Raw genomic sequence first — 21,531 nt, 5'->3', positions numbered from 1 at the left:
GGCGACTTTTTAAAGTCTGACATGTTTGTCAGACTTGGAGCATAGATTTAAGTATTCTCTGAAAGTGACAGGGGGAGGTTCCTTAATGGATATTTTAAAGAAAATCGAAAAATTTAGAGAAGATGAACAGAAGCTGAAGTGGGAAGGCACCTTCGCAGAGTACTTAGAAATATTGAAAGAAACGCCTTTAGTTGCTCAATCTGCTCATTCACGTGTATACAACATGATCAGAGATGCAGGGATAGAGGAAGTAAATGGGACAAAGAAATACAATTTTTTCAGCGGTCAGTTGTTCGGCCTTGAAGATTCATTGGAAAGGCTCATCGAGGAATATTTCCATCCGGCGGCAAAGCGGCTCGATGTCCGTAAGCGGATATTGCTTCTTATGGGTCCGGTATCAGGCGGGAAGTCCACACTCGTTTCTTTACTGAAGCGTGGACTTGAAAATTATTCATTAAAAGACACAGGTGCCATTTATGCAATAAAAGGATGCCCGATGCATGAAGATCCACTGCATCTCATTCCGCAGTATTTACGGAATGATTTTTTTGAAGAATATGGCATCAGGATTGAAGGAAACCTATCGCCGCTGAATGTAATGAGGTTAGAACAGGAGTATGGAAGCAGGATAGAAGATGTGATGGTCGAGCGTATTTTCCTTTCTGAGGATAAGCGTGTTGGAATTGGAACATTCAGTCCTTCTGACCCTAAGTCACAGGATATCGCTGATTTGACGGGCAGCATCGATTTTTCGACCATTGCCGAATACGGATCTGAATCAGATCCGCGGGCCTATCGTTTTGATGGCGAGCTGAACAAGGCGAACCGCGGGATGATGGAGTTCCAGGAGATGCTGAAATGTGATGAGAAGTTCTTATGGCATTTGCTTTCATTGACACAAGAGGGGAATTTTAAAGCTGGCCGTTTTGCATTGATCAGTGCAGATGAACTCATTGTGGCTCATACGAATGAAACGGAGTATAAAGCGTTCATTTCCAATAAGAAAAATGAAGCATTGCATTCCCGTATCATTGTCATGCCGATTCCATATAATCTGAAGGTCTCTGAGGAAGAAAAGATTTATGAAAAAATGATCCGTGAAAGTGATGTCTCGGATGTTCATATAGCTCCGCATACATTAAGGGTGGCGGCAATCTTCAGCATCATGACCCGCCTGAAGGATCCCAAAAAGGGCGATATCGATTTATTGAAAAAGATGAGGCTTTATGATGGGGAAAATGTCGAAGGATTTAATTCCGCTGACATCAATGAATTGAAAAAAGAATATCAGGACGAAGGCATGAGCGGAATCGACCCACGTTACGTGATCAACCGAATTTCCTCTACGATCATTCGTAAGGAAAATCCGTCCATTAATGCATTGGATGTACTTATGTCTTTAAAAGCAGGTCTTGATCAGCATCCGTCCATTACGAACGAACTTCGGGAGAGGTATTTGAATTTCATATCACTGGCACGTAAAGAATACGATGCCATTGCAAAAAATGAAGTCCAAAAGGCATTTGTCTATTCATATGAAGAGTCGGCGAAAATCCTCATGGATAATTATCTGGATAATGTCGAAGCATACTGCAATAAATCAAGGCTGCGCGATCCATTGACTGGGGAGGAAATCAATCCTGATGAAAAATTGATGCGCTCGATAGAAGAACAAATTGGAATTTCCGAGAATGCAAAAAAAGCATTCCGCGAAGAAATATTGATTCGCATTTCTGCATATGCGCGTAAAGGTAAGCGATTCGATTATAATTCCCATGATCGTTTACGGGAAGCGATCCAGAAAAAACTATTCGCCGATTTGAAGGATGTCGTTAAGATCACTACTTCAACGAAGACACCAGACGAAAGGCAACTGAAGAAAGTGAACGAGGTCATCACGAGACTTATCGACGAGCACGGTTATAATTCCACATCAGCCAATGATTTGCTGCGCTATGTGGGCAGCTTGTTAAATCGGTAATCCATACTTTTTTGCCCCTGCCCCCAATCGGGCAGGGTTTTATGGCCTTTTGCGGAAGGTAAAATGAATGAAAGGTGGACTTCTGAATTCCGTTGAAATCATGCACCTTTCGCTAAAGGGTGATTATAAATAGAAGGCAAGAGATTATTAAAGCACCGGGCCCTTCTGAATGGAGGGAGTCCGGTGCTTTGATTTCTATTTGGTTACATTCAAGCCATACTGTTCAATAAGTGTAATAAGTTGATTCGGTGATAGTTTTTCTTCGCTATGATCGATTTTAATTTCCCCATCATCAACATCGATGATCGCGCGTTCCACACCTTCCGTTTTCATAAGTATGGACTCAAGATTTAAAATCGGACCTTCTGACGTTGCTTCCTTTACATAAAGGGTAGTTGTTTGCATACTTCTTGCACCTCCTTACATTTGCTCATAATGTCTTATCTATACCCCATATTTCCATTAGATATGTTACGTTTTGGATTTGGAAATATTGGGTATCAATAAGTAGAGGTGATGGCAAATGAGTAAGGAAGAATTGAAAAAAGAACATGTTCCGGAAAATAGCTCCATGGCTAAAGATTATGAAGAGATGAAAGAACTTGGAAAGCAGATGGAAAATCAAAGGACGAATGAAGAATTGAAAGAGTGGGATAAACGCCCAGGTACAGTTCAACATGAAATAGAGGAAGATAAAGATTGACGAATATCACAACCAGAATCATTCTATCTGTGTGAAAGGGTGTCCAGAAAAACTGCTGGTGCACCCTTTTTGTTGTATTCATAATTACACTGGCATTTAAATAATCCTATAATCCGACTAAAGAAACCTACTAAAAAACGAACAGACCTGATGATTATCAGGTCTGTTCGTTTTTTTGGAATATTTATTTTGCAGTAGCATTTTTTAAAAAAACTTTAAAGGGCCTTTAATGCCCATGTCAGGACTTGTCTAGTTCGTAGGTAAACGTCCATTATTGAATTTTGTTGTAAATTATCCAGCATCGCTGCATAAGATAGAGTAATACTTTTCTTTTAATCCGTTTTTTCGCACTGTATTTTTGATTGGAAAACTGGAATGATGTGGGCTTTCCCACACTAATTTATTATATGAAGGAATGATGAAAAGCGTGCAAACATTTTTAAGGGGGGAAGAGAATGTCGGAAGAGAGTAATCAACAGTATGTTATCTCACAGGAAAATTGGTCCCTCCATCGGAAAGGCTATGATGATCAACAACGTCATCAGGAAAAGGTGCAGGAAGCAATCAAGAATAATTTGCCTGATCTAATTTCAGAAGAAAGCATCGTGATGTCCAATGGCCGGGATGTTATCAAGATTCCCATTCGCTCCTTGGATGAATACAAAATTCGTTATAACTATGATAAAAACAAACATGTAGGGCAAGGCGATGGAGACAGTAAAGTGGGGGATGTGGTCGCGAGGGATGGCTCACCGTCCGATGCCGGGGCCGGTAAGGGCCAAGGTGCAGGTGACAAGGCCGGCGAGGATTATTATGAAGCCGAAGTGTCGATGATGGAATTGGAGGAAGCCCTGTTCAGCCAATTGGAACTCCCTAATCTTCAGAAGAAAGAACACGCGGAGCACACGCTTGAACATATCGAATTCAACGATATCCGCAAGACAGGCCTAATGGGAAATATCGACAAAAAGAAAACGATGATATCGGCTTTCAAACGGAACGCTTTAAGGGGGGACCCAGGTTTTCATCCTATTTATAAGGAAGATTTTAAATTCAAAACCTGGAATGAGATTCAGAAACCTGATTCCAAAGCAGTTGTACTGGCAATGATGGATACTTCCGGAAGCATGGGGTTATGGGAAAAATATATGGCTCGAAGCTTTTTCTTTTGGATGAACCGCTTCTTGCGGACAAAATATGAAACTGTGGAAATCGAGTTCATTGCCCATCATACAGAAGCGAAAGTTGTTCCGGAGGAGGATTTCTTTTCAAAAGGGGAAAGCGGCGGTACGATTTGTTCGTCCGTATACCGAAAAGCATTAGAACTTATTGATCATAAATATGACCCCGCGAAGTTTAATATCTATCCGTTTCACTTTTCCGATGGTGATAACCTAACATCCGATAATGTCCGCTGCGTTAAGCTTGTTGAAGAACTCATGAAGGTTTCCAATATGTTCGGATACGGGGAAGTCAATCAATACAATCGTCATTCGACATTGATGACAGCGTATAAGAATATCGATAATGAAAAATTCAGGTACTATATCCTTAAGCAAAAGGCTGACGTTTTCCACGCAATGAAGAGCTTTTTTAAAGACGAGGAAAGTAAGAAGTATGCATGAAAAAACGCGCTAGCTTGTACTGGATTGTAGGGAAGGCGTCATTCTCTCTACAATCTTTTTTATTTATTAATCTGATTAAAAATATTCAGTTCCACATCGGGTGATGGCTGCTGTAAGTAACACTTGTTCATTCCTTTTTCACCTTCCTCCCAATAGGTAAGGATTTTCTTTCTCTCTTTGATCATTTGTTTACTGCTCGATTCAATGACGTGATGAACAAATCTGCCTAGCATTTGTACGGAAATTCAAGATATAAAGTGATGGTTTTCGTTCATGACACTTCGTTTTAACCCTTCTTCACCTGATGACTTCTTACTGGAGGCGCAATATAAAAAATGGTTTATCTCATTTCATTTTTGAGACGTTATGACTTTGAATATATTATAAAATAAAGTAGCAGTGAGGACCCTTCCCAAAAACCCCATTGCAGAAAACCCATTCTCTGAGCGGTTCCAAAACATTGTGCCTTGGATAACCCCTCTGGCTGCCTGTTCCCTATGTTCCCAGGGGGCAGGCTGTTTTTATGAATAATTTTTTCGCTCCTTTAAGAAATAAAAAGTACAGGTGGATTGAATATTAGTAGGTCTGTTTTCCTCAATAGCAAATTCGATTTTATTTGTGATGCCCACTATTCCTTATTATCCTTATGCCATTTAATCCAACGCTAGTTCTTCGGTAGTAAAATCAGCCGCTCTCTAATCTTCACCCGCTTTTTCGAAATCCAATGAAAAATGAACTGCATTTCTTTTCTGAACGAATGATTTTACTTTATGAAATACCGACACTCGCCTATTTGTATATAATGATGCCAGAATCTAAATCTAGATAATATCAACATCATGATAAAGGAGAAAGATGATGTCGAAGCAATTTAACTTTTTTTTACTATGGGTGTCACAAACTTGGTTCACCCTATTGAAATACAGGATCTATTTTATTCAAGCCTTTTTAGTCTTCTTTTTGATGTATCTTTTATTAAATGAACAAGAAATAAATACGCTGAAAATCACCCTCATTTTAATAACTTCACTATCCTTTCTTAAAAGTGCCCATGGAAAAAAAGGGTGAATGAAAGTATAAGGGATATGTAAGGAGATTACGGTGAAAAGTTCTATGGGCGTGTACCAAGTGCGCTGGATGATATATATGTTCATGTAATCCGACGGAACGTTATGACAATGAGCTATAAGAAAAATAGAAGAAACTCTTCAGGGAATGTTAAAGGATAAATCCTTTCAAGCGTAAATGTGATAAGACGGAACCAATGGTTTCACTTATCACATTTTTAGTTATATAACCATAATGATGTTACCCCCTAAAAGAAACTTTGAATTTTGGACGGTGGATTGGGTAAGAAGATATGCTTTTATAAAATGCTCGATCATTTCTTCCGATTAAACACATCGCCAAAAATGAAAATAATCACATGAAAATTGATGTTTAATGCCCTAATGTGGTTCCTAAAATGATTTTTTATGAATCATTATTGGAACGAGGTACTTCTCGAAAAAAAGTATTATTAATCTTGTAAGTAAAATCATTTTTTAGAGGAGCGTTTCTTTTATGAAGAAAAGTAAAATGTTAAAACCTATTAACGTTATGACAACATCATTTCTATTAGCAAGTTCTCTATTAATGCCAAGTGCAGGATTTGCAGAAGAACTATCCACACCTAAGAATGAGGAAAGTTCGAATTCACAAGAGTCTGGGGTGAAAAATCAAGAAGCTCGTACACAAACAACCGAAACTCAATCTTCAGGGAAAGCAGCTTCAAAAATGATGATAAATGAAGCAGTCGTCAATAATTTTCAAGAGTTGAAGGTTGCTTTAGAGGCGGATAATGGCATTACAACGATTCATCTTGGACAAAACATTGATATCAGCGGAGCGATTAAAATTCACCCAGCAAAAACGGAAATCGTGATTGATGGTAATAACCATACAATAACGGAAACAGGATCAACAGGATCAACAGGTGGTATCTATGCCAACGGTAATAGTAATTTATTAAGCAGTGTCCATGTAAAAGACGCGCATATTAATGGAAAGAACTATTACGGTTTCGTTACCATACATGATGGAACAAAAAATGTAGAACAAATATTCGAAAATGTAAATTACAGCGGACCTCAACTAATATTTAACCGTAACGGGAAGGCAATTTTCAAAGGAGTTAACGACATCTATATTAATGACAATACAGTACCAGGTTCATCAGCAACTCATGAACTGGCAGAAACCGGTAGTGTGGAATTTGAAGGTGTGACTTACATTAGCCATAATAGTAGCCATGCTCTTATATGGTCTGTTGCAAAAGAACCTCAATTTAAGATCGCACCAAATGCTAAAGTGAAAATTCATACAAATAAAAGTGGGTATGGAATATTTTCTGCAACAGGCGGTGATGCAGATTTTTCCGTTGGAGCTAATGCAAAGGTAGAGATTGATGGACAAAAAGGAGTTACCCAATCTGGAAAGTTAAAATCATTTAACGTGGATGCCGGTGCAGATGTACAAATGAATAGAACGGGAACTGATTCATATCCAATGGTCTCACTTTATGGGCCAGCGAACATTAATGATCAAGCAAAACTTCATATAACAACAGAAGAGGGTCATGCTTTGGAAGTGGAAAATAAAGTATCCACCATTGATTTTAATAATCCAGAGAGTGTTGTATTGTCTTCAATGAAAAAACAAGCATTAAATAATTTAAGTAGCTCGCTTACGATGAGTATGGATACGGGCATGGTAAAACTCTGGACGAGTGCGACAGGTGATCCTGCAAATAGTTATGTGGGCAAATCCGGTGGCAATCTTACTTGGAAAGCTATGTATCGTTATAACATAGCTCAATCAATTAGTGGCAATCCAGAGAATTTCAATATTGAATTTGGTAAAACAAAAAAGATTGAATTAGGAAAAGATGTGGATGGACAAGCAGAAAGAGACCTAGCCGATGCGAAGAACAAAGTGGAAGATCTGTTCACGGACGATAAGTTCGATACATTGGAAGGCACGACGGATCAAGGGGCGATTGATGAAGCCCAAGAGGCGGTCAATAAGCTTCCAGAAGGTGCAGAAAAAGACCGTCTGCAAGACTTATTGAACAAAGCGCAAGATTTATTGAACAAAAAAGAACAAGCAGAAAAAGACCTAACCGATGCGAAGAACAAAGTGGAAGATCTGTTCACGGACGATAAGTTCGATACATTGGAAGGCACGACGGATCAAGGGGCGATTGACGAAGCCCAAGAAGCGGTCAATAAGCTACCTGAAGGTGCAGAAAAAGACCGTCTGCAAGATTTACTGAACAAAGCGCAAGATTTATTGAACAAAAAAGAACAAGCAGAAAAAGACCTAACCGATGCGAAGAACAAAGTGGAAGATCTGTTCACGGATGATAAGTTCGATACATTGGAAGACACGACGGATCAAGGGGCGATTGACGAAGCCCAAGAAGCGGTCAATAAGCTACCTGAAGGTGCAGAAAAAGACCGTCTGCAAGACTTATTGAACAAAGCGCAAGATTTATTGAACAAAAAAGAACAAGCAGAAAAAGACCTAACCGATGCGAAGAACAAAGTGGAAGATCTGTTCACGGACGATAAGTTCGATACATTGGAAGGAACGACGGATCAAGGGGCGATTGACGAAGCCCAAGAAGCGGTCAATAAGCTTCCTGAAGGTGCAGAAAAAGACCGTCTGCAAGACTTATTGAACAAAGCGAAAGATCTATTGAACAAAAAAGAACAAGCAGAAAAAGACCTAACCGATGCGAAGAACAAAGTGGAAGATCTGTTCACGGATGATAAGTTCGATACATTGGAAGACACGACGGATCAAGGGGAGATTGACGAAGCACAAAAAGCGGTCAATAAACTTCCTGAAGGTGCAGAAAAAGACCGTCTGCAAGATTTACTGAACAAAGCGCAAGATTTATTGGATAAAGATATAACGGCTCCAAATGCACCGAAACTAAATGAAGTTACAACAAACAGTAAAGAAGTAACAGGAAGCGGTGAACCTGAAGCAAATGTGACCGTCACCATTAATTCCAAGAAATATACAGGAGTTGTAGGTCCAGACGGGAAATTCGCGGTTGCGATTCCAAATCAACCAGTCCATACGGTTATTACTGTTACCCTTACCGACACGGCTGGGAATGTCAGCGAGAGTTCATCTGTTAGGGTAGTACAGTTTATGCCGAGTGAACCTGTAAAGATCAATCCTGTGTATCCAAATGCAGAAGTTATAACTGGAACTGCTCCTGAAGGGGCAACTATCGTTCGCTTATTGGTAAATGGCGAAGCACTGCGTACGGCACCTGTCAATGAAGATGGAACATTCAGTATATACAGTAAGTATGTAGGAGTAGATGAGAATGGAAATAATAAAACCCTACAAGTAGGCGATATCGTAACGGTTGACTACGGTGTTCGGACTCCATCGAACCTACAAGCTCATACTACGGTAATCAAGGAAGCGGAGAAACTGCAGGTGAATCCTGTAGCTCCTAATGCCGATTATGTTACGGGCAAGGCACCGGAGGGAACTAAGAGTCTCCGTTTGCTAGTGAATGGAATAGCGCAGAGAACAGTGTCCCATACTCAGACTGGGGCAGGATTCATTAATCCAGATGGAAGTTACCAAATTTACAGCCGGTTTATTGTGGATGAAAATGGGGTTAATCGAAGATTGCAAGCAGGAGATGTCATTGAAGTTGACAATGGACCTCTAGTAGTTGGAGGAGAAATAGCAAAAACAGTAGTAAAATAATCAATTTGATAATGATGTGAGAAGGCCTCTCCTATTGGAAGTGGGTCCTTCTTACATGTTTGAAAACGCTTCTTAAAGTGTTTGAGTATTTTTTCGTTTCAAGGAAAGGAAGTCCAATTTTTAAATGAGATAAAAGGTAGTGAAGAATCTCTCTTTAAGAAGGATTTATATTTTTTAAAAGGAGTGGAATCATGATATTGAAGAGAAGGTTCAGAAGTATTGGAATCTGTATATTCACATTAAGTATATTTTTGACAGGCTGCATGTCAGGAGAAAAGGATACTAAGGATGATCCAGTAGCAGTGCCGAAGCAAACGGACTCCACCGCTAAAGGTGATGCAGGAGAGGAGAAAGACATATCTGGCGTAAGTATTGGGGTTGAAGAAGCATTGCAGCTCGAGCACCCAGATCAAAAAGGGAAAAAAGTTTTACAGTTACAGCTGAAGGCAACTAATAAAACGGCAGAAGAAAAATTTGTAGACGTTTTTGAAATGTCGGTATGGAATCAAGAGGGTAAAAAACTACGTATCTATCCAGGAGATAATCTGGGGACGAAACTGGCTCCTGGAAAAAGTGTAAAAGGAAATGGATACTATGTGATTGAAGGAAAGGGACCTTACAAGGTGCGGTATGAAAATACTGAAACGAAAGATAAGCAGGAATGGACTATTAACAAAGTGAAGGACATGACAGAGGAAGAACCTGAAAAGTAGTATGTAATTCGCGTTTTGACTGAACATTGGAGTTCCCCCGATGAATGGCACCCCGGTTAAAGGCCATTCAATCGGGGGATTTGTATTTCTTGAACGATAGGAAGAATGGAGTATCGGATAGAGAAAGACTATGTTCGTTTTTTATCAACTGTTTGCTAATTGAGGGACGTCCATTATAAACGTGAAATGTGTGGGATTAAGTTCTTATTCAAAATGAAATATTTAATTATGGATATAGGTGTGTTGGCTAAAAACAGATTTAGTTTTACCCTAAACATGCACTTGTACGGGATTTTATGGCTAGTACCTCACGTCAAAAGAACAGGTGATTCTGGTTAAATAGGGTAGATGAATCAAAAACAGAACGCTTCATTCGAAATCTGGAACCAGCAACAAAAATAATTATGATAATTTATTAATGCTGGCGATAAAAATTAACGGGAAACTTACAAGGCAATTTTTAAGGCTGATTTCTAGGAATGTAGATCAACTATAAAATATAAATGATATATCTGGTCGATTTAGCTGATTAAGAAAGATAGCGTTAGGAATTTGTTAGTTTATTTGTATTGAATATTCATTGTGGCCTACTAATTTTAAATGTTCGTTATGTTCTGGTAAGGGAAATGGAGGAGTTGAATCATGATAACAGCAATAAAACGAGAAAGAGAGCAACAAAAAAATAATGGCCAATACTCGCACAAATCTGCTTTGCAAAGAGATTTAAAGAACAAGACCGCTAAAGTCGGAGTGATTGGATTGGGTTATGTTGGTCTCCCAACTGCTTGCCATTATGCATCTAAAGGTTATACGGTGACAGGATTCGATGTCTCTGAGACAAAAGTGGAAAGTTTAAATAGCGGAATTAACTATATCAATGATGTAGATAATGACGGGCTTAGAGAATTGATAAACCAAAAGCAATTTACAGCGACGACGGATATGAAGCTGCTCGGAGACATGAATGTCCTTTTGATTTGTGTTCCGACCCCAGTTAATAATTTGAAGGAACCTGATATCTCGTATGTTAGGGATGTAGGGAGAATTGTCGCTGAACATGTGAAAGAAGGTACATTGGTTATTTTGGAAAGTACAACATATCCAGGAACGACAGAAGAATATATCTGTACACCATTAACAGAAAGAGGCTATGGGATTGGGAAGAACCTTTTTGTAGCATATTCCCCGGAAAGAATAGATCCGGGAAATAAAAGGTTTAATTTAAGCAACACTCCAAAGGTTGTCGGGGGAATGACGGAAACCTGTACAGATCTAGCTTGCAAGTTCATCGGTCCAACAGCTCATCGTGTTAATGGGATTCGTGTTGCAGAATTAAGCAAAATCTTTGAGAACACTTTCCGATGGATTAACATGGCTTTGGTGAATGAAATGACGGTTTTATGTAATGATTTGGAAATTGATATATGGGAAACGATCAATGCGGCTTCTTCAAAACCATACGGGTTCATGAAATTCACCCCAGGCATTGGTGTCGGCGGGCATTGCATACCGGTCGATCCATACTACTTGCTCTATAAAGCAAAAGAACATGGTCATCGGACAAAAATGATTGAATTGGCTGGGGATATTAATGACGGAATGATTCACTATTCTTATACGCGCATACTTGAACTGCTTGCAGCCAATGACAAGCTCATGAAACACTCACATGTTGTGGTTTTAGGTGCAACTTACAAAAGTGATATTGATGATTTAAGAGAAAGCCCGGTCGTCCGCTTACTTGAACGATTACAAAACAAGGTCCAGAATCTAACCGTCATCGAACCCTATGCAAAAGAAATCCGAATCAATGAACAGGTTCTACAGGTGGTAAAATACGAAGCTGCCATTCTTCAAAAAGCCGATTTAGTTGTCATTGGAACACCACACAATTGTTTTGACTGGAAAAGTGTCCATGATCATGCTTCATTAATATTCGATTCCAAAAATGTGATGGAGGAAAATGGACTGTTTTCTGATAAGGTCGCAAAATTATAGGAATTGGAAATTAGAAAATGGATAAACGGAAAGTATTTTACATGGATTGGAGTTGATTGAATGGCGGAGGCACTCAATATAAAAGATCTTTTTCAAATGATGAAAAAACGCATCGTGCTCATTATCATCTTCACAACCTTATTAACGGCAATGACGGGAATCGTTAGCTTTTTCATTCTTTCACCTGTTTACCAAGCTTCTACACAAATCTTAGTCAATCAATCTAAAGAAAAGTCAGAACTTTACAATGTAGGAGAGATTCAAACCAATATTCAATTGATTGAAACGTACAGCGAAATCATAAAAAGTCCAATGATGTTAGAAAAAGTCAAAGAACGACTGAATCTTGACATGTCAAATTCAGCATTATCGGAACAAATCAAAATTGTCAGTAATGGGAATTCACAAATTTTCACCATTAAAGTTGAGGGGGCTGACCCTAAAATTGCTGTTAGTGTTGCAAGTGCAATTACGGATATATTCCAAGATGAAATAAAAACGCTTATGAATGTTGACAATGTCAATGTCTTATCCAAAGCAAATATAGGAGATAATTCCTCACCTATAAAACCGAATCCGATCATGAATACGATCGTTGCATGTTTTGCAGGGTTAATCATAAGTTTAATTCTTACATTCATGATCGAATTTTTAGACAAGACAATCAAGGTTGAGTCTGATATTGAAGAACATTTAAAAATCCCGATGCTAGGCATCGTAAATTTAATCGAAAATAAAAAAAACCGGAAATTATAAATCTGTAATCAGAACCTCAAGAGGTGAAAAGCTTGACACGCAATAAACGACATAAAACGACTGAGATAAAAAAAAGAAGCAGTATTTCCATGTTGAAATCGAAGTCACCGGTTGTGGAGCAATATAGGACGATTAGAACGAACCTTCAATTTTCCGCTGTGGAAAAAGACATAAGGTCGATGATTTTTACCTCTGCAAATGCAGGTGAAGGAAAATCGACGACTTCAATCAATGTCGCAGCAGTTTTTTCTCAGCAAGGGAAACGCATTCTCATCATAGATGCAGATTTGAGAAAGCCGAGTGTTCATACTAACTTTAATATGGAGAACTACTTGGGGTTAACGAATATCATTTCAAAGCAAAATCAATTGCTTGATGCTGTACAACCTTCCATTTATCCCAATTTAGATGTGTTGACAAGTGGACCAATCCCTCCAAACCCATCGGAGTTGCTTGGTTCTAACGGAATGGTGACAGTGTTGGATGAAGCAAAGCAGCATTATGATTTAGTAATCCTGGACACACCGCCTGTTAATGCAGTCACAGATGCTCAAGTACTAGCGAGTATGACAGACGGCGTGGTTTTGGTGTTGAGCAGCGGGAGCACTGAAATACATCAAGCACAAAAAGCAAAGGAATTACTTGAGAATGCAAATGCAAAGCTTTTGGGCGCAATCCTAAATAAGAAAAAACAAAAATATCCTGACGAATACTACTACTATGGGAAATAAAATAAGTAGTTTGGAAGTTGTTAAATATAGCATTCGGGTTAGGTTAAAGAGGGGATAACGATGATTGATATTCATAGTCATATTTTACCGAAGATGGATGATGGTGCTGGAGATATCCAAGAAAGTATAGAAATGGCGAGAAAAGCTGTAGATCAAGGGATTTCCAACATTATTGCAACCCCTCATTATAATAAGGGGATATATGAAAATGATAAGCAAAAAGTCGTGAATGAAGCTGCAAAATTGAACCTGGTGCTAGATGAACTGGAAATCGGGCTAAAAGTATGGCCAGGGCAGGAAATCAGGATATCTGATGAACTTTCAGATGATTATGATAATAACGAAATCATGGGCTTGAATGGTTCGCAGTACATCCTTCTCGAGCTGCCTTCAAACCATGTGCCAAGGTATACGGAACGATTAATTTATGAACTGCAATTGAAAAGGCTGACACCGATCATTGCTCATCCAGAGCGGAACTTGGAAATAATAAAAAATCCGCAACTTCTAAAAGAAATGATTTGGAAGGGTGCGTATTCACAAATAACTGCAGGGAGCATCACGGGTAAATTCGGATGGAGAACAAAAAGGTTTTCCAAATATTTAGTTCAATCAGGTCTTTCTCATTTTATTGCATCAGATGCTCATAATGTAAGTAACAGAGGTTTTCAACTCAGGGAAGCACATAAGTTGATTGAAAAGAATTTCGGACCAGAAATAGTCGACGCCTATAATGAAAATGCCGAGAATGTATTATACGGGATGAAAGTTAAAGAATTCTTGTTTGACTAAAAATATTAATATGGGGAGAAGTAGATTTGACATACTATAACCGGCTTTTCACATTAGTCTTTCTGGACGCTTCGGTTGTTGTGACGGCTGTATTTTTAAGTTACTGGTTAATACATCCGTATGATGAAATACCAGCATTTACAATGATAATTACGCTTATTTTGCTTGTGTGTCATTATTTCTTTACTGTTTATTTGAAACAGTATAAAAAGGCTTGGGAATACGCCAGTATCAAGGAAATGTTTAATATATTCATAGTAACGGCCTTTTCTATTACCATTACGGCCGCCTTTCAGCTATATTTTACCCATTTTCTATATAGTAGAGAACTTTTCATTACTTGTATTCTATATATGGCCATGATTGGGTGCTCACGTTTGGCATGGAGGATCTATTTTGAACGATACATTAAGCAATCACCCAATAAAAAAAGAACGTTGGTCGTTGGAGCAGGGTCTGCAGGGACGATGATAACGAGTCGGTTGTTAAAATCCAGCAATATAGACTTAGTCCCGGTTGCATTCGTTGATGATGATAAAGCGAAGCTAAGTTTAGAAATCTTCAATATACCTGTAGTAGCAGCAACAAAACATATTTCTCATGTGGTCGAGCAATACAAGATCGAACATATCGTGATTGCAATCCCTTCTTTGAAAAGAGAGGAAATAAATGCGATTCTTTCGGAATGCACCAAAGCTTGCAAAAAGACTCAAATTGTCCCTAGCCTGGAGGCGATTGTTCAAGGGAAGGTTCCAATTAATGAATTGCAGGATATCCAGATGGAAGACTTATTGGGTCGCTTACCCGTTCAACTTGATGATGAAGGGATCTCAGAAAGGATTGTTGATAGCACAATTTTAGTAACCGGTGCCGGCGGTTCAATTGGATCGGAAATCTGTCGTCAGATCATGAAGTATAATCCAGCTAAAATTGTATTGCTTGGACATGGTGAAAACAGCATTTATGCGATCGAGTTGGAATTGCGGGGGGCTTATGCAGATACAATTGAGATCGTGACCGAAATCGCGGACATTCAGGACCGCCGGAGGATGTTTCAGGTAATCGACCATCATAGGCCTAATATCGTCTATCATGCAGCCGCCCATAAGCATGTACCGCTTATGGAGTCCAACCCTAAAGAAGCGGTGAAAAATAATATGATAGGCACTATGAATGTTGCGGAGGCATCGGAGGCTGGCATGGTGGATATTTTTGTCATGGTTTCTTCAGATAAAGCCGTAAATCCGACAAGTATAATGGGTGCCTCTAAATGTTTGGCCGAGATGATGATCCAGTATAAGAGTTTGTCTAGTCATACTAAATTTGTAACGGTCCGATTTGGAAATGTCCTTGGCAGCAATGGCAGCGTCATTCCACTCTTTAAAAAACAAATAAAAAAAGGGGGACCTTTGACGGTCACTCATCCGGATATGATTCGCTATTTCATGACGATTCCGGAAGCTTCAAGATTAGTCATTCAGGCAGGGGTTCTGGCCAAAGGCGGAGAGGTATTCGTACTTGATATGGGCGAACCTGTCAAAATTATCGATTTCGCTAAAAAGCTTATCCAACTGTCAGGCTACACCGTTGAAGAAATTGGGATAACTTATACTGGAATCCGGCCAGGTGAAAAATTATACGAAGAATTGCTTGGGGAAGACGAAGTTTATTTGAATCAGATTTACCCGCAAATCCATATTGGAAAACCAAGAGAAGTAAATTGGAAAGCGATAAAAGAGATCATCACAACATATGATGACATGAGCGAAGAAACGTTAAAAGATAGAATGCTTGATTTGTCGAATTACAGGAAGAATAACAAAATTCACATACAGTGATAATGCCTCAAATCCAGGTGATGTTAGCGATTATTCAAAAAAAGTAAAGCAAGTGTTACACATTCAAATTTAATAATTTGCGTTTTTTAATGAATGAAAATTGGGTAATATATCCACTTATTTAAAAGTGTTAAAGAGAAGTAAGAATAATAGATGCGAAGTAATTTTCAATTAATCACTAGAATTCTGTATAGCTATCTGAAGAATTCCTTCGTTTACTTGATAACGATACACAATGATAATTTGGGAGGAAAAAATGAAACGGGCTTTTGAATTTTTGATATCTTGTCTGGCGCTTATATCCTGTTCACTTCTTATGCTGTTTATCGTCATCCTCATCCGTTTGAAATTAGGTTCACCTGTCATTTTTAAGCAGGAGCGTCCAGGACTTAATGGAAAACCATTTTATTTGTATAAGTTCAGAACGATGACAGATGAAAAAGATGAAAAAGGGGATTTGGTTCCTGATGAGAGGAGATTAACCGATTTTGGGAAATTACTTAGAAAATTAAGTTTAGATGAATTACCTCAATTATTTAATGTCATGAAAGGCGATGTGAGTTTTGTAGGCCCACGGCCATTATTAATGGAATATCTCCCATTATATACTCCCGAACAAGCAAGGAGGCATGATGTCCGGCCTGGAATGACGGGTTGGGCCCAAGTGAATGGACGAAATGCAATCTCGTGGGAGAAAAAGTTTGAGCTTGATGTCTGGTACGTTGAAAATCAATCCTTTTTACTGGATATGAAAATCATATACCTTACCTTGATTAAGGTATGTAAACAAGAAGCCATTACCCAGGAAGGACATGTCACAACCCAAAAATTTGTTGGATAATAGGATAAATGATATTGATTGACGTTTACCAAAATTCAACTGTACCTCGAGGAAACAAGAAACTCCAAATTTGATGATGTGAGAAGTGATTTGAATTGAAGAAAATCGTAATAATCGGTGCGGGCGGGCACTCAAAAGTTGTTCAAGATATTGTTGAAGCAATGGGTGAATATCGGCTCATGGCTATTTTAGATGATCAATACGAAGTGCTGAAAAGAAAGGGAAATGTATATTTTGGCCCCATCTTAAGCTATAGAAGCTTGTTTATTCATTTTGAATATAAGGTAATTATTGCGATAGGCAGGAACGATTTAAGATTAAAAATCGTAAACGATCTGAATTTAGATGTAATGGATTATGAGACAGTCATTCATCCAACTGCTATAGTGGGTAAAAATGTCTCGATAGGTAAAGGAACGGTCATTATGCCTAATGTCGTCTTGAACGCTGGCGCTAAAGTCGGGAATCACGTCATTGTAAATACGTCTTCAGTCATTGAGCATGATACCCATCTTGATGACTTTATCCATATAGCACCAAGTGCTACCCTGACAGGAGCTGTCAAGGTAGGAACTGGTACCTTGATAGGAGCTGGATCTACGGTCATACCTAGCATAACGATAGGGGAATGGTGTACGGTTGGTGCCGGGTCAACCGTTATTAAAGACATTTCTGATGCATCTACCGCTGTGGGGTCCCCAGCTAGGATAATATAATAAGGAGTGTGTGGGATGGAGAATAAAAGATTGTATCTTTCGCCTCCTCATATGAGTGGGAAGGAACAAATGTACATTAGCCAAGCGTTCGAGACAAATTGGATAGCGCCACTAGGACCGAACGTAAAAGCTTTGGAAGAAGAATTTGCCAAATATGCAGGCACTAAGGGGGCGTTGGCAGTAAGTTCAGGAACTGCGGCCATTCATTTGGCATTGCAAGTATTGGGAGTCACCACTGGTGATACTGTATTCTGTTCCTCATTAACTTTTATAGCCAGTGCAAATCCTATCATCTATCAAGGTGCGAAGCCTGTTTTTATTGATTCCGAATCTGATACATGGAATATGTCACCTAAGGCATTGGAACTGGCTTTGGAATATGCAAGGAAAAATCGAAAAATTCCAAAAGCTGTAATTTTGGTCCATCTATTTGGACAAAGCGCAAAGGTAGATGAGATCAAGAGCATTTGCGGGAAATATAAGGTTGCTTTAATAGAGGATGCAGCCGAATCCCTTGGTGGATCTTACAAGGGGAAGCAAACAGGAGCGTTTGGTGATATAGGGATTTATTCGTTTAATGGAAATAAAATCATAACAACTTCTGGAGGGGGCATGCTGGTTTCAAATAATGAGGAATACTTACAGAAGGCTCTCTTCCTATCTACACAAGCACGTGATCCAGCGCTTCATTATCAGCATAGCTCGATTGGATATAACTATCGTTTAAGCAATATTCTAGCTGGAATCGGCCGTGCCCAATTAGAAGTATTGGATGACCGTGTAAAAGTTCGGAGAGAAATTTTTGATCGGTATAAAAAATCGTTAGGGAACATACCTGGCATTACCTTCATGCCTGAATTAAAAGATACGATGGGGAATCGCTGGCTTACCGTATTAACAATAGACGACAAAATCAATGGGGTACGATCCAGTGACGTGATTAATGCGTTAGAAGCAGGAAATATTGAGTCCAGACCAGTATGGAAACCATTACATTTACAGCCTGTCTTTAAAAATGCAGCATTTTTTTCAGAAAGCGGCGATAAAAGCATTTCAAGTATGTTATTTGAACAAGGTTTATGTTTGCCGTCCGGTTCGGGTATGACATTTGAAGATCAAGAGCGTGTCGTGGAAATTGTAAAGGAAGTACTTGAACCGTCCAAATTAGCTCAATGATTCTTTCGTCGTGTGATACGAGTTAATTCATTAAAGGAACTGTTGCATGCAGTCACATTTAGCAGATATACCAAAGCCCGGTTAAAAAATAATTCACCTTCCTTACAATGAAAAGGAGGCAAACCAAATATGAGAATTACATTTAATCAGATTTATCAAGATATCGACAATTTAGTATGTTTATCCAATAACCGAAATGGTTTGAATTTCAGAGAGATTGAGATTACAAGAAAAAGACTGGTTGAAAATATAAAAGCGATAGAACTGCATACCATCATTTTAAAAAAGAAAGATCCTGGATGAATATCCCCATATAAATCCTTACCTTTTGAAAATGATTTCATTTTTGGGAGCCTTTTTAAATCTACATTAGAAATGAGCGTGCTTATGAAGATTGGTGATAAAGTTATTTATAAATCAAGGGAATATAAAATTATTTACATCTACAGGAATGATTTAAAAGCCGAGCTTCTTTCCTTTGACGCTAAGCATAAGAAATTCGAATTAGCGCATATATCCCATTTGATAAAGACTAACCCGGCTTATGTAGAGAATCTACATTCCCCTTATGAAAATTGTTGAGTAGAGGTTGCAATTCTACACAGTCTTTTTCTTGATTTATCACATCAACATAAAGACGATATCTTCAATATTCTATTGAACCTTGTTGGGGATTGTATTAAACCTATGAATAATTTGTTCTTCCTCCTCAAGATGGATGCCTTCTATGAATTTCATTTTCATAAACCTCTTTACCGATTTTTTACATGGAGCACTGCTTTTGAGGCGTTGCTCATTTAAATAGTTAGCACTGCATTCTTTTAAGGTGTATTCTCTTAAATCCTCTATAAAAGAATGAGGTGTTTTTTTTGTTCAGAACACATGAATGCTGTAAAGAAAACCATTATTGCTTAACGATTGATAATGCAAAAGAAATTGTTTCTAAAATGAAATGCGTCATTGTTAATTTGGGTTATTTAATAACTGCATTTACATTTTAAACCTTACAACTATACATAGCTTGTTGATAGTATTCGACGGGTCATGCTTGTTACATCAAAGATAAGTTTCAATAATTGATTTCCACATACCACATATGAAACGACGCAGGAATAAAATTATGGTAAATTTGGGTAGTAAGTAGTGTGTATTTTCTGTTACTTTAAAAAAAAGCGTGGGGGAATTATAAATATTAGGTATTAATGCTCAATCGATATATTAATAGTTTTAGTAAGAAAAGATATGAAAATCAATAAAGTTAAAGGTGATTGTATGAATCGATTTACTGACCGCTATTCAAAACTGCTGTATCATTTATTTTATGAGGATAACTGGTGTAGTTTAACGGAGCTATCAAAAAAAACAGGTTATTCAAAAAGCACATTATGGCGGGATATATTACATATGAGTTCAAGTCTTCCGCCTGAATGGAAAATTGATAAGAATGAAGTGCAGGGCGTAAGGTTAATGAAACCTAAAAATGGCACTTTAGAAGAACTTTGGTTTCATCTTAAAAGTGAAAACACCTATTTTCAAACCTTGGAATTAATTCTTTTTAACAATGGAGTAACGATAAAATATATTACTCAAAAAGTACATATTAGTCGCTCCACAGTGTACAGACAGTTAGAAAAAATAGAAGAAGTATTAAAAAATGCCGAAGTTCTATTATCAAATAGTCCGTTTAAAATTGTTGGGGATGAAATAAAGATTAGAAGATTCATCATGCAGTATGTAGAGTATATGTCCGGCAATTTAAATGATTTCATTACTTCCTTTAATCTTAAGGAGTTTCAAGACACTTTATTGGAGCTATTGAAGGAACATTCAACTTCTTTACACATGGGTGCCATACAAAGACTAGCGATAATCCTTCATATCTCCAACATTCGAATAACCCATAATTGTTTTGTGACATTCCCAAAAGTGGTTATAGATGAAAATGAAACATCCACAGCATTCGAAATATCAAAGAAACTATTTAAATTCATGGTGAAATGTCCAAATAGGGAGAAACAGATTTCTGAAATTTTATTTTTTTCTTTATATTTTATGAGCGAAGAAATGTCTTTAAATCGTACCCAAGAACTTCGGTATATTCGTTCCAAACTTAATTCGGATAGCGGTAAGCCTTTAGGTCAATTTTTAAGTAATCTATCAAAGAAAATTGGGCTGGATGTTTCTCAGGATGATATTTTCATGTACGAATTTGCGCAAACTCTTCGTGGGATATCGTTTGACTTACAGTTGAAAACGGATACGAGAATAAATAATATTTTACAATTCGTTCCTTATTTTGAGAATAATGAATTATTTGTGATCATTGAAGAAATAGCACAACACATATCGGATGAATTTGCTATTTCCTTTGAAAATATAGAAATATTAGAGATATTCATGTTGGTCCAAGCTTCAATTTTAAGAAAACAAAACCAAATGGTTATAGAGACTGCATTAATTTGCCGATCATATGTAGAGAAAGATTATATTCGTGAGGTATTAAAACATCATTTCGGAAACAAGCTAAATATTTATGTAATGGATTTTTCCGATATAGACTCACTTTTCAGAAAAAATGGATTTGATATCTTAATAACCACAGATTTAGGGCAGTTAATTAATATTGAACACATTCCTGTATATAAAGTTTCTTCATTTCCAACTCCCTCTGAATTAAAAGAAATTAAGATGTTCACTCGAAAGAATTTCATTGATCGGTATGGCTTAAATCCTAATATTTTATATCCATTTGAAGAAGACATTGATTGAGATCATTCTTAAGGCATTTATTCACTTTGTACTTTACCCCACTGATAATGAACAGTAATATGCAGCAAATAAATTTACCTCGTCTAAGCCTAGGTCATTTCTTTTTTCTCCAA

16 protein-coding genes are annotated in these 21,531 nt (G+C 37.9%); 15 read left to right on the top strand and 1 reads right to left on the bottom strand.

The features are described 5' to 3' along the window. Positions 1-85: 85 nt before the first annotated feature. Positions 86-1,981 carry a PrkA family serine protein kinase gene (locus OSJ91_RS23265; RefSeq protein WP_350300162.1) on the top strand — a complete coding sequence of 632 codons (1,896 nt, stop codon included), beginning with the start codon at positions 86-88 and terminating at the stop codon, positions 1,979-1,981. Between the two features lie 195 nt (positions 1,982-2,176). On the opposite strand, the gene OSJ91_RS23260 is transcribed toward OSJ91_RS23265, so the two are convergent. Next, on the bottom strand, positions 2,177-2,386 hold the full coding sequence (locus OSJ91_RS23260) for a hypothetical protein (RefSeq protein ID WP_137019792.1): 210 nt from the start codon (positions 2,384-2,386) through the stop codon (positions 2,177-2,179). Positions 2,387-2,504: 118 nt separating this feature from the next. Here OSJ91_RS23260 and OSJ91_RS23255 point away from each other — a divergent pair, with 118 nt between their 5' ends. From OSJ91_RS23255 to OSJ91_RS23190, 14 genes are all read left to right on the top strand, one after another. Beyond that, entirely contained in the window at positions 2,505-2,684 is a 180-nt protein-coding gene (locus OSJ91_RS23255) for a hypothetical protein (RefSeq protein WP_063235975.1), read from the top strand. Between the two features lie 455 nt (positions 2,685-3,139). After that, entirely contained in the window at positions 3,140-4,309 is a 1,170-nt protein-coding gene (gene yhbH / locus OSJ91_RS23250; RefSeq protein ID WP_101223356.1) for a sporulation protein YhbH, read from the top strand. Between the two features lie 1,563 nt (positions 4,310-5,872). Continuing rightward, entirely contained in the window at positions 5,873-9,088 is a 3,216-nt protein-coding gene (locus tag OSJ91_RS23245; RefSeq protein ID WP_485890533.1) for a toxin Cry1Ac domain D-VI-related protein, read from the top strand. 191 nt (positions 9,089-9,279) lie between these two features. Then, the gene (locus OSJ91_RS23240) at positions 9,280-9,801 is read left to right on the top strand and encodes a hypothetical protein (RefSeq protein WP_350300160.1); all 522 of its coding nucleotides are present in this window, start codon (positions 9,280-9,282) and stop codon (positions 9,799-9,801) included. A 642-nt stretch (positions 9,802-10,443) separates the two neighbouring features. Continuing rightward, positions 10,444-11,799, top strand: coding sequence for a nucleotide sugar dehydrogenase (locus OSJ91_RS23235; protein WP_350300159.1), 1,356 nt, complete (start codon positions 10,444-10,446; stop codon positions 11,797-11,799). Between the two features lie 60 nt (positions 11,800-11,859). Beyond that, complete coding sequence (locus tag OSJ91_RS23230) at positions 11,860-12,555, top strand: YveK family protein (RefSeq protein WP_350300158.1); 696 nt, start codon at positions 11,860-11,862, stop codon at positions 12,553-12,555. Positions 12,556-12,578: 23 nt separating this feature from the next. Next, the gene (locus tag OSJ91_RS23225) at positions 12,579-13,286 is read left to right on the top strand and encodes a CpsD/CapB family tyrosine-protein kinase (RefSeq protein ID WP_350300157.1); all 708 of its coding nucleotides are present in this window, start codon (positions 12,579-12,581) and stop codon (positions 13,284-13,286) included. Between the two features lie 60 nt (positions 13,287-13,346). Continuing rightward, positions 13,347-14,078, top strand: coding sequence for a tyrosine-protein phosphatase (locus OSJ91_RS23220; RefSeq protein ID WP_350300156.1), 732 nt, complete (start codon positions 13,347-13,349; stop codon positions 14,076-14,078). Positions 14,079-14,104: 26 nt separating this feature from the next. Next, positions 14,105-15,916: a polysaccharide biosynthesis protein gene (locus OSJ91_RS23215; RefSeq protein WP_350300155.1), complete on the top strand. Its 1,812-nt coding sequence runs from the start codon at positions 14,105-14,107 to the stop codon at positions 15,914-15,916. A gap of 256 nt (positions 15,917-16,172) precedes the next feature. Further along, positions 16,173-16,757 carry a sugar transferase gene (locus tag OSJ91_RS23210; RefSeq protein ID WP_350300154.1) on the top strand — a complete coding sequence of 195 codons (585 nt, stop codon included), beginning with the start codon at positions 16,173-16,175 and terminating at the stop codon, positions 16,755-16,757. Positions 16,758-16,852: 95 nt separating this feature from the next. Continuing rightward, positions 16,853-17,473, top strand: coding sequence for an acetyltransferase (locus OSJ91_RS23205; protein ID WP_350300153.1), 621 nt, complete (start codon positions 16,853-16,855; stop codon positions 17,471-17,473). Between the two features lie 15 nt (positions 17,474-17,488). Further along, complete coding sequence (locus OSJ91_RS23200) at positions 17,489-18,649, top strand: DegT/DnrJ/EryC1/StrS family aminotransferase (RefSeq protein ID WP_485890532.1); 1,161 nt, start codon at positions 17,489-17,491, stop codon at positions 18,647-18,649. A gap of 129 nt (positions 18,650-18,778) precedes the next feature. Next, complete coding sequence (locus OSJ91_RS23195) at positions 18,779-18,952, top strand: hypothetical protein (RefSeq protein WP_350300151.1); 174 nt, start codon at positions 18,779-18,781, stop codon at positions 18,950-18,952. A gap of 939 nt (positions 18,953-19,891) precedes the next feature. Continuing rightward, positions 19,892-21,418, top strand: a complete 1,527-nt coding sequence (locus tag OSJ91_RS23190) for a BglG family transcription antiterminator (RefSeq protein WP_485890531.1) — start codon at positions 19,892-19,894, stop codon at positions 21,416-21,418. Positions 21,419-21,531 lie beyond the last annotated feature (113 nt).

It is taken from the genome of Bacillus sp. T-10(2022) (genome assembly GCF_056502895.1).
This window is presented reverse-complemented; position numbering and strand designations above follow the sequence as displayed.

Excerpts from the sequence above, each read along its gene's own strand:
- OSJ91_RS23265 (WP_350300162.1), top strand. The coding sequence starts at position 86 with ATGGATATTTTAAAGAAAATCGAAAAATTTAGAGAAGATGAACAGAAG.
- OSJ91_RS23260 (WP_137019792.1), bottom strand. The coding sequence starts at position 2,386 with ATGCAAACAACTACCCTTTATGTAAAGGAAGCAACGTCAGAAGGTCCG.
- OSJ91_RS23255 (WP_063235975.1), top strand. The coding sequence starts at position 2,505 with ATGAGTAAGGAAGAATTGAAAAAAGAACATGTTCCGGAAAATAGCTCC.
- yhbH (WP_101223356.1), top strand. The coding sequence starts at position 3,140 with ATGTCGGAAGAGAGTAATCAACAGTATGTTATCTCACAGGAAAATTGG.
- OSJ91_RS23245 (WP_485890533.1), top strand. The coding sequence starts at position 5,873 with ATGAAGAAAAGTAAAATGTTAAAACCTATTAACGTTATGACAACATCA.
- OSJ91_RS23240 (WP_350300160.1), top strand. The coding sequence starts at position 9,280 with ATGATATTGAAGAGAAGGTTCAGAAGTATTGGAATCTGTATATTCACA.
- OSJ91_RS23235 (WP_350300159.1), top strand. The coding sequence starts at position 10,444 with ATGATAACAGCAATAAAACGAGAAAGAGAGCAACAAAAAAATAATGGC.
- OSJ91_RS23230 (WP_350300158.1), top strand. The coding sequence starts at position 11,860 with ATGGCGGAGGCACTCAATATAAAAGATCTTTTTCAAATGATGAAAAAA.
- OSJ91_RS23220 (WP_350300156.1), top strand. The coding sequence starts at position 13,347 with ATGATTGATATTCATAGTCATATTTTACCGAAGATGGATGATGGTGCT.
- OSJ91_RS23210 (WP_350300154.1), top strand. The coding sequence starts at position 16,173 with ATGAAACGGGCTTTTGAATTTTTGATATCTTGTCTGGCGCTTATATCC.
- OSJ91_RS23200 (WP_485890532.1), top strand. The coding sequence starts at position 17,489 with ATGGAGAATAAAAGATTGTATCTTTCGCCTCCTCATATGAGTGGGAAG.
- OSJ91_RS23195 (WP_350300151.1), top strand. The coding sequence starts at position 18,779 with ATGAGAATTACATTTAATCAGATTTATCAAGATATCGACAATTTAGTA.
- OSJ91_RS23190 (WP_485890531.1), top strand. The coding sequence starts at position 19,892 with ATGAAAATCAATAAAGTTAAAGGTGATTGTATGAATCGATTTACTGAC.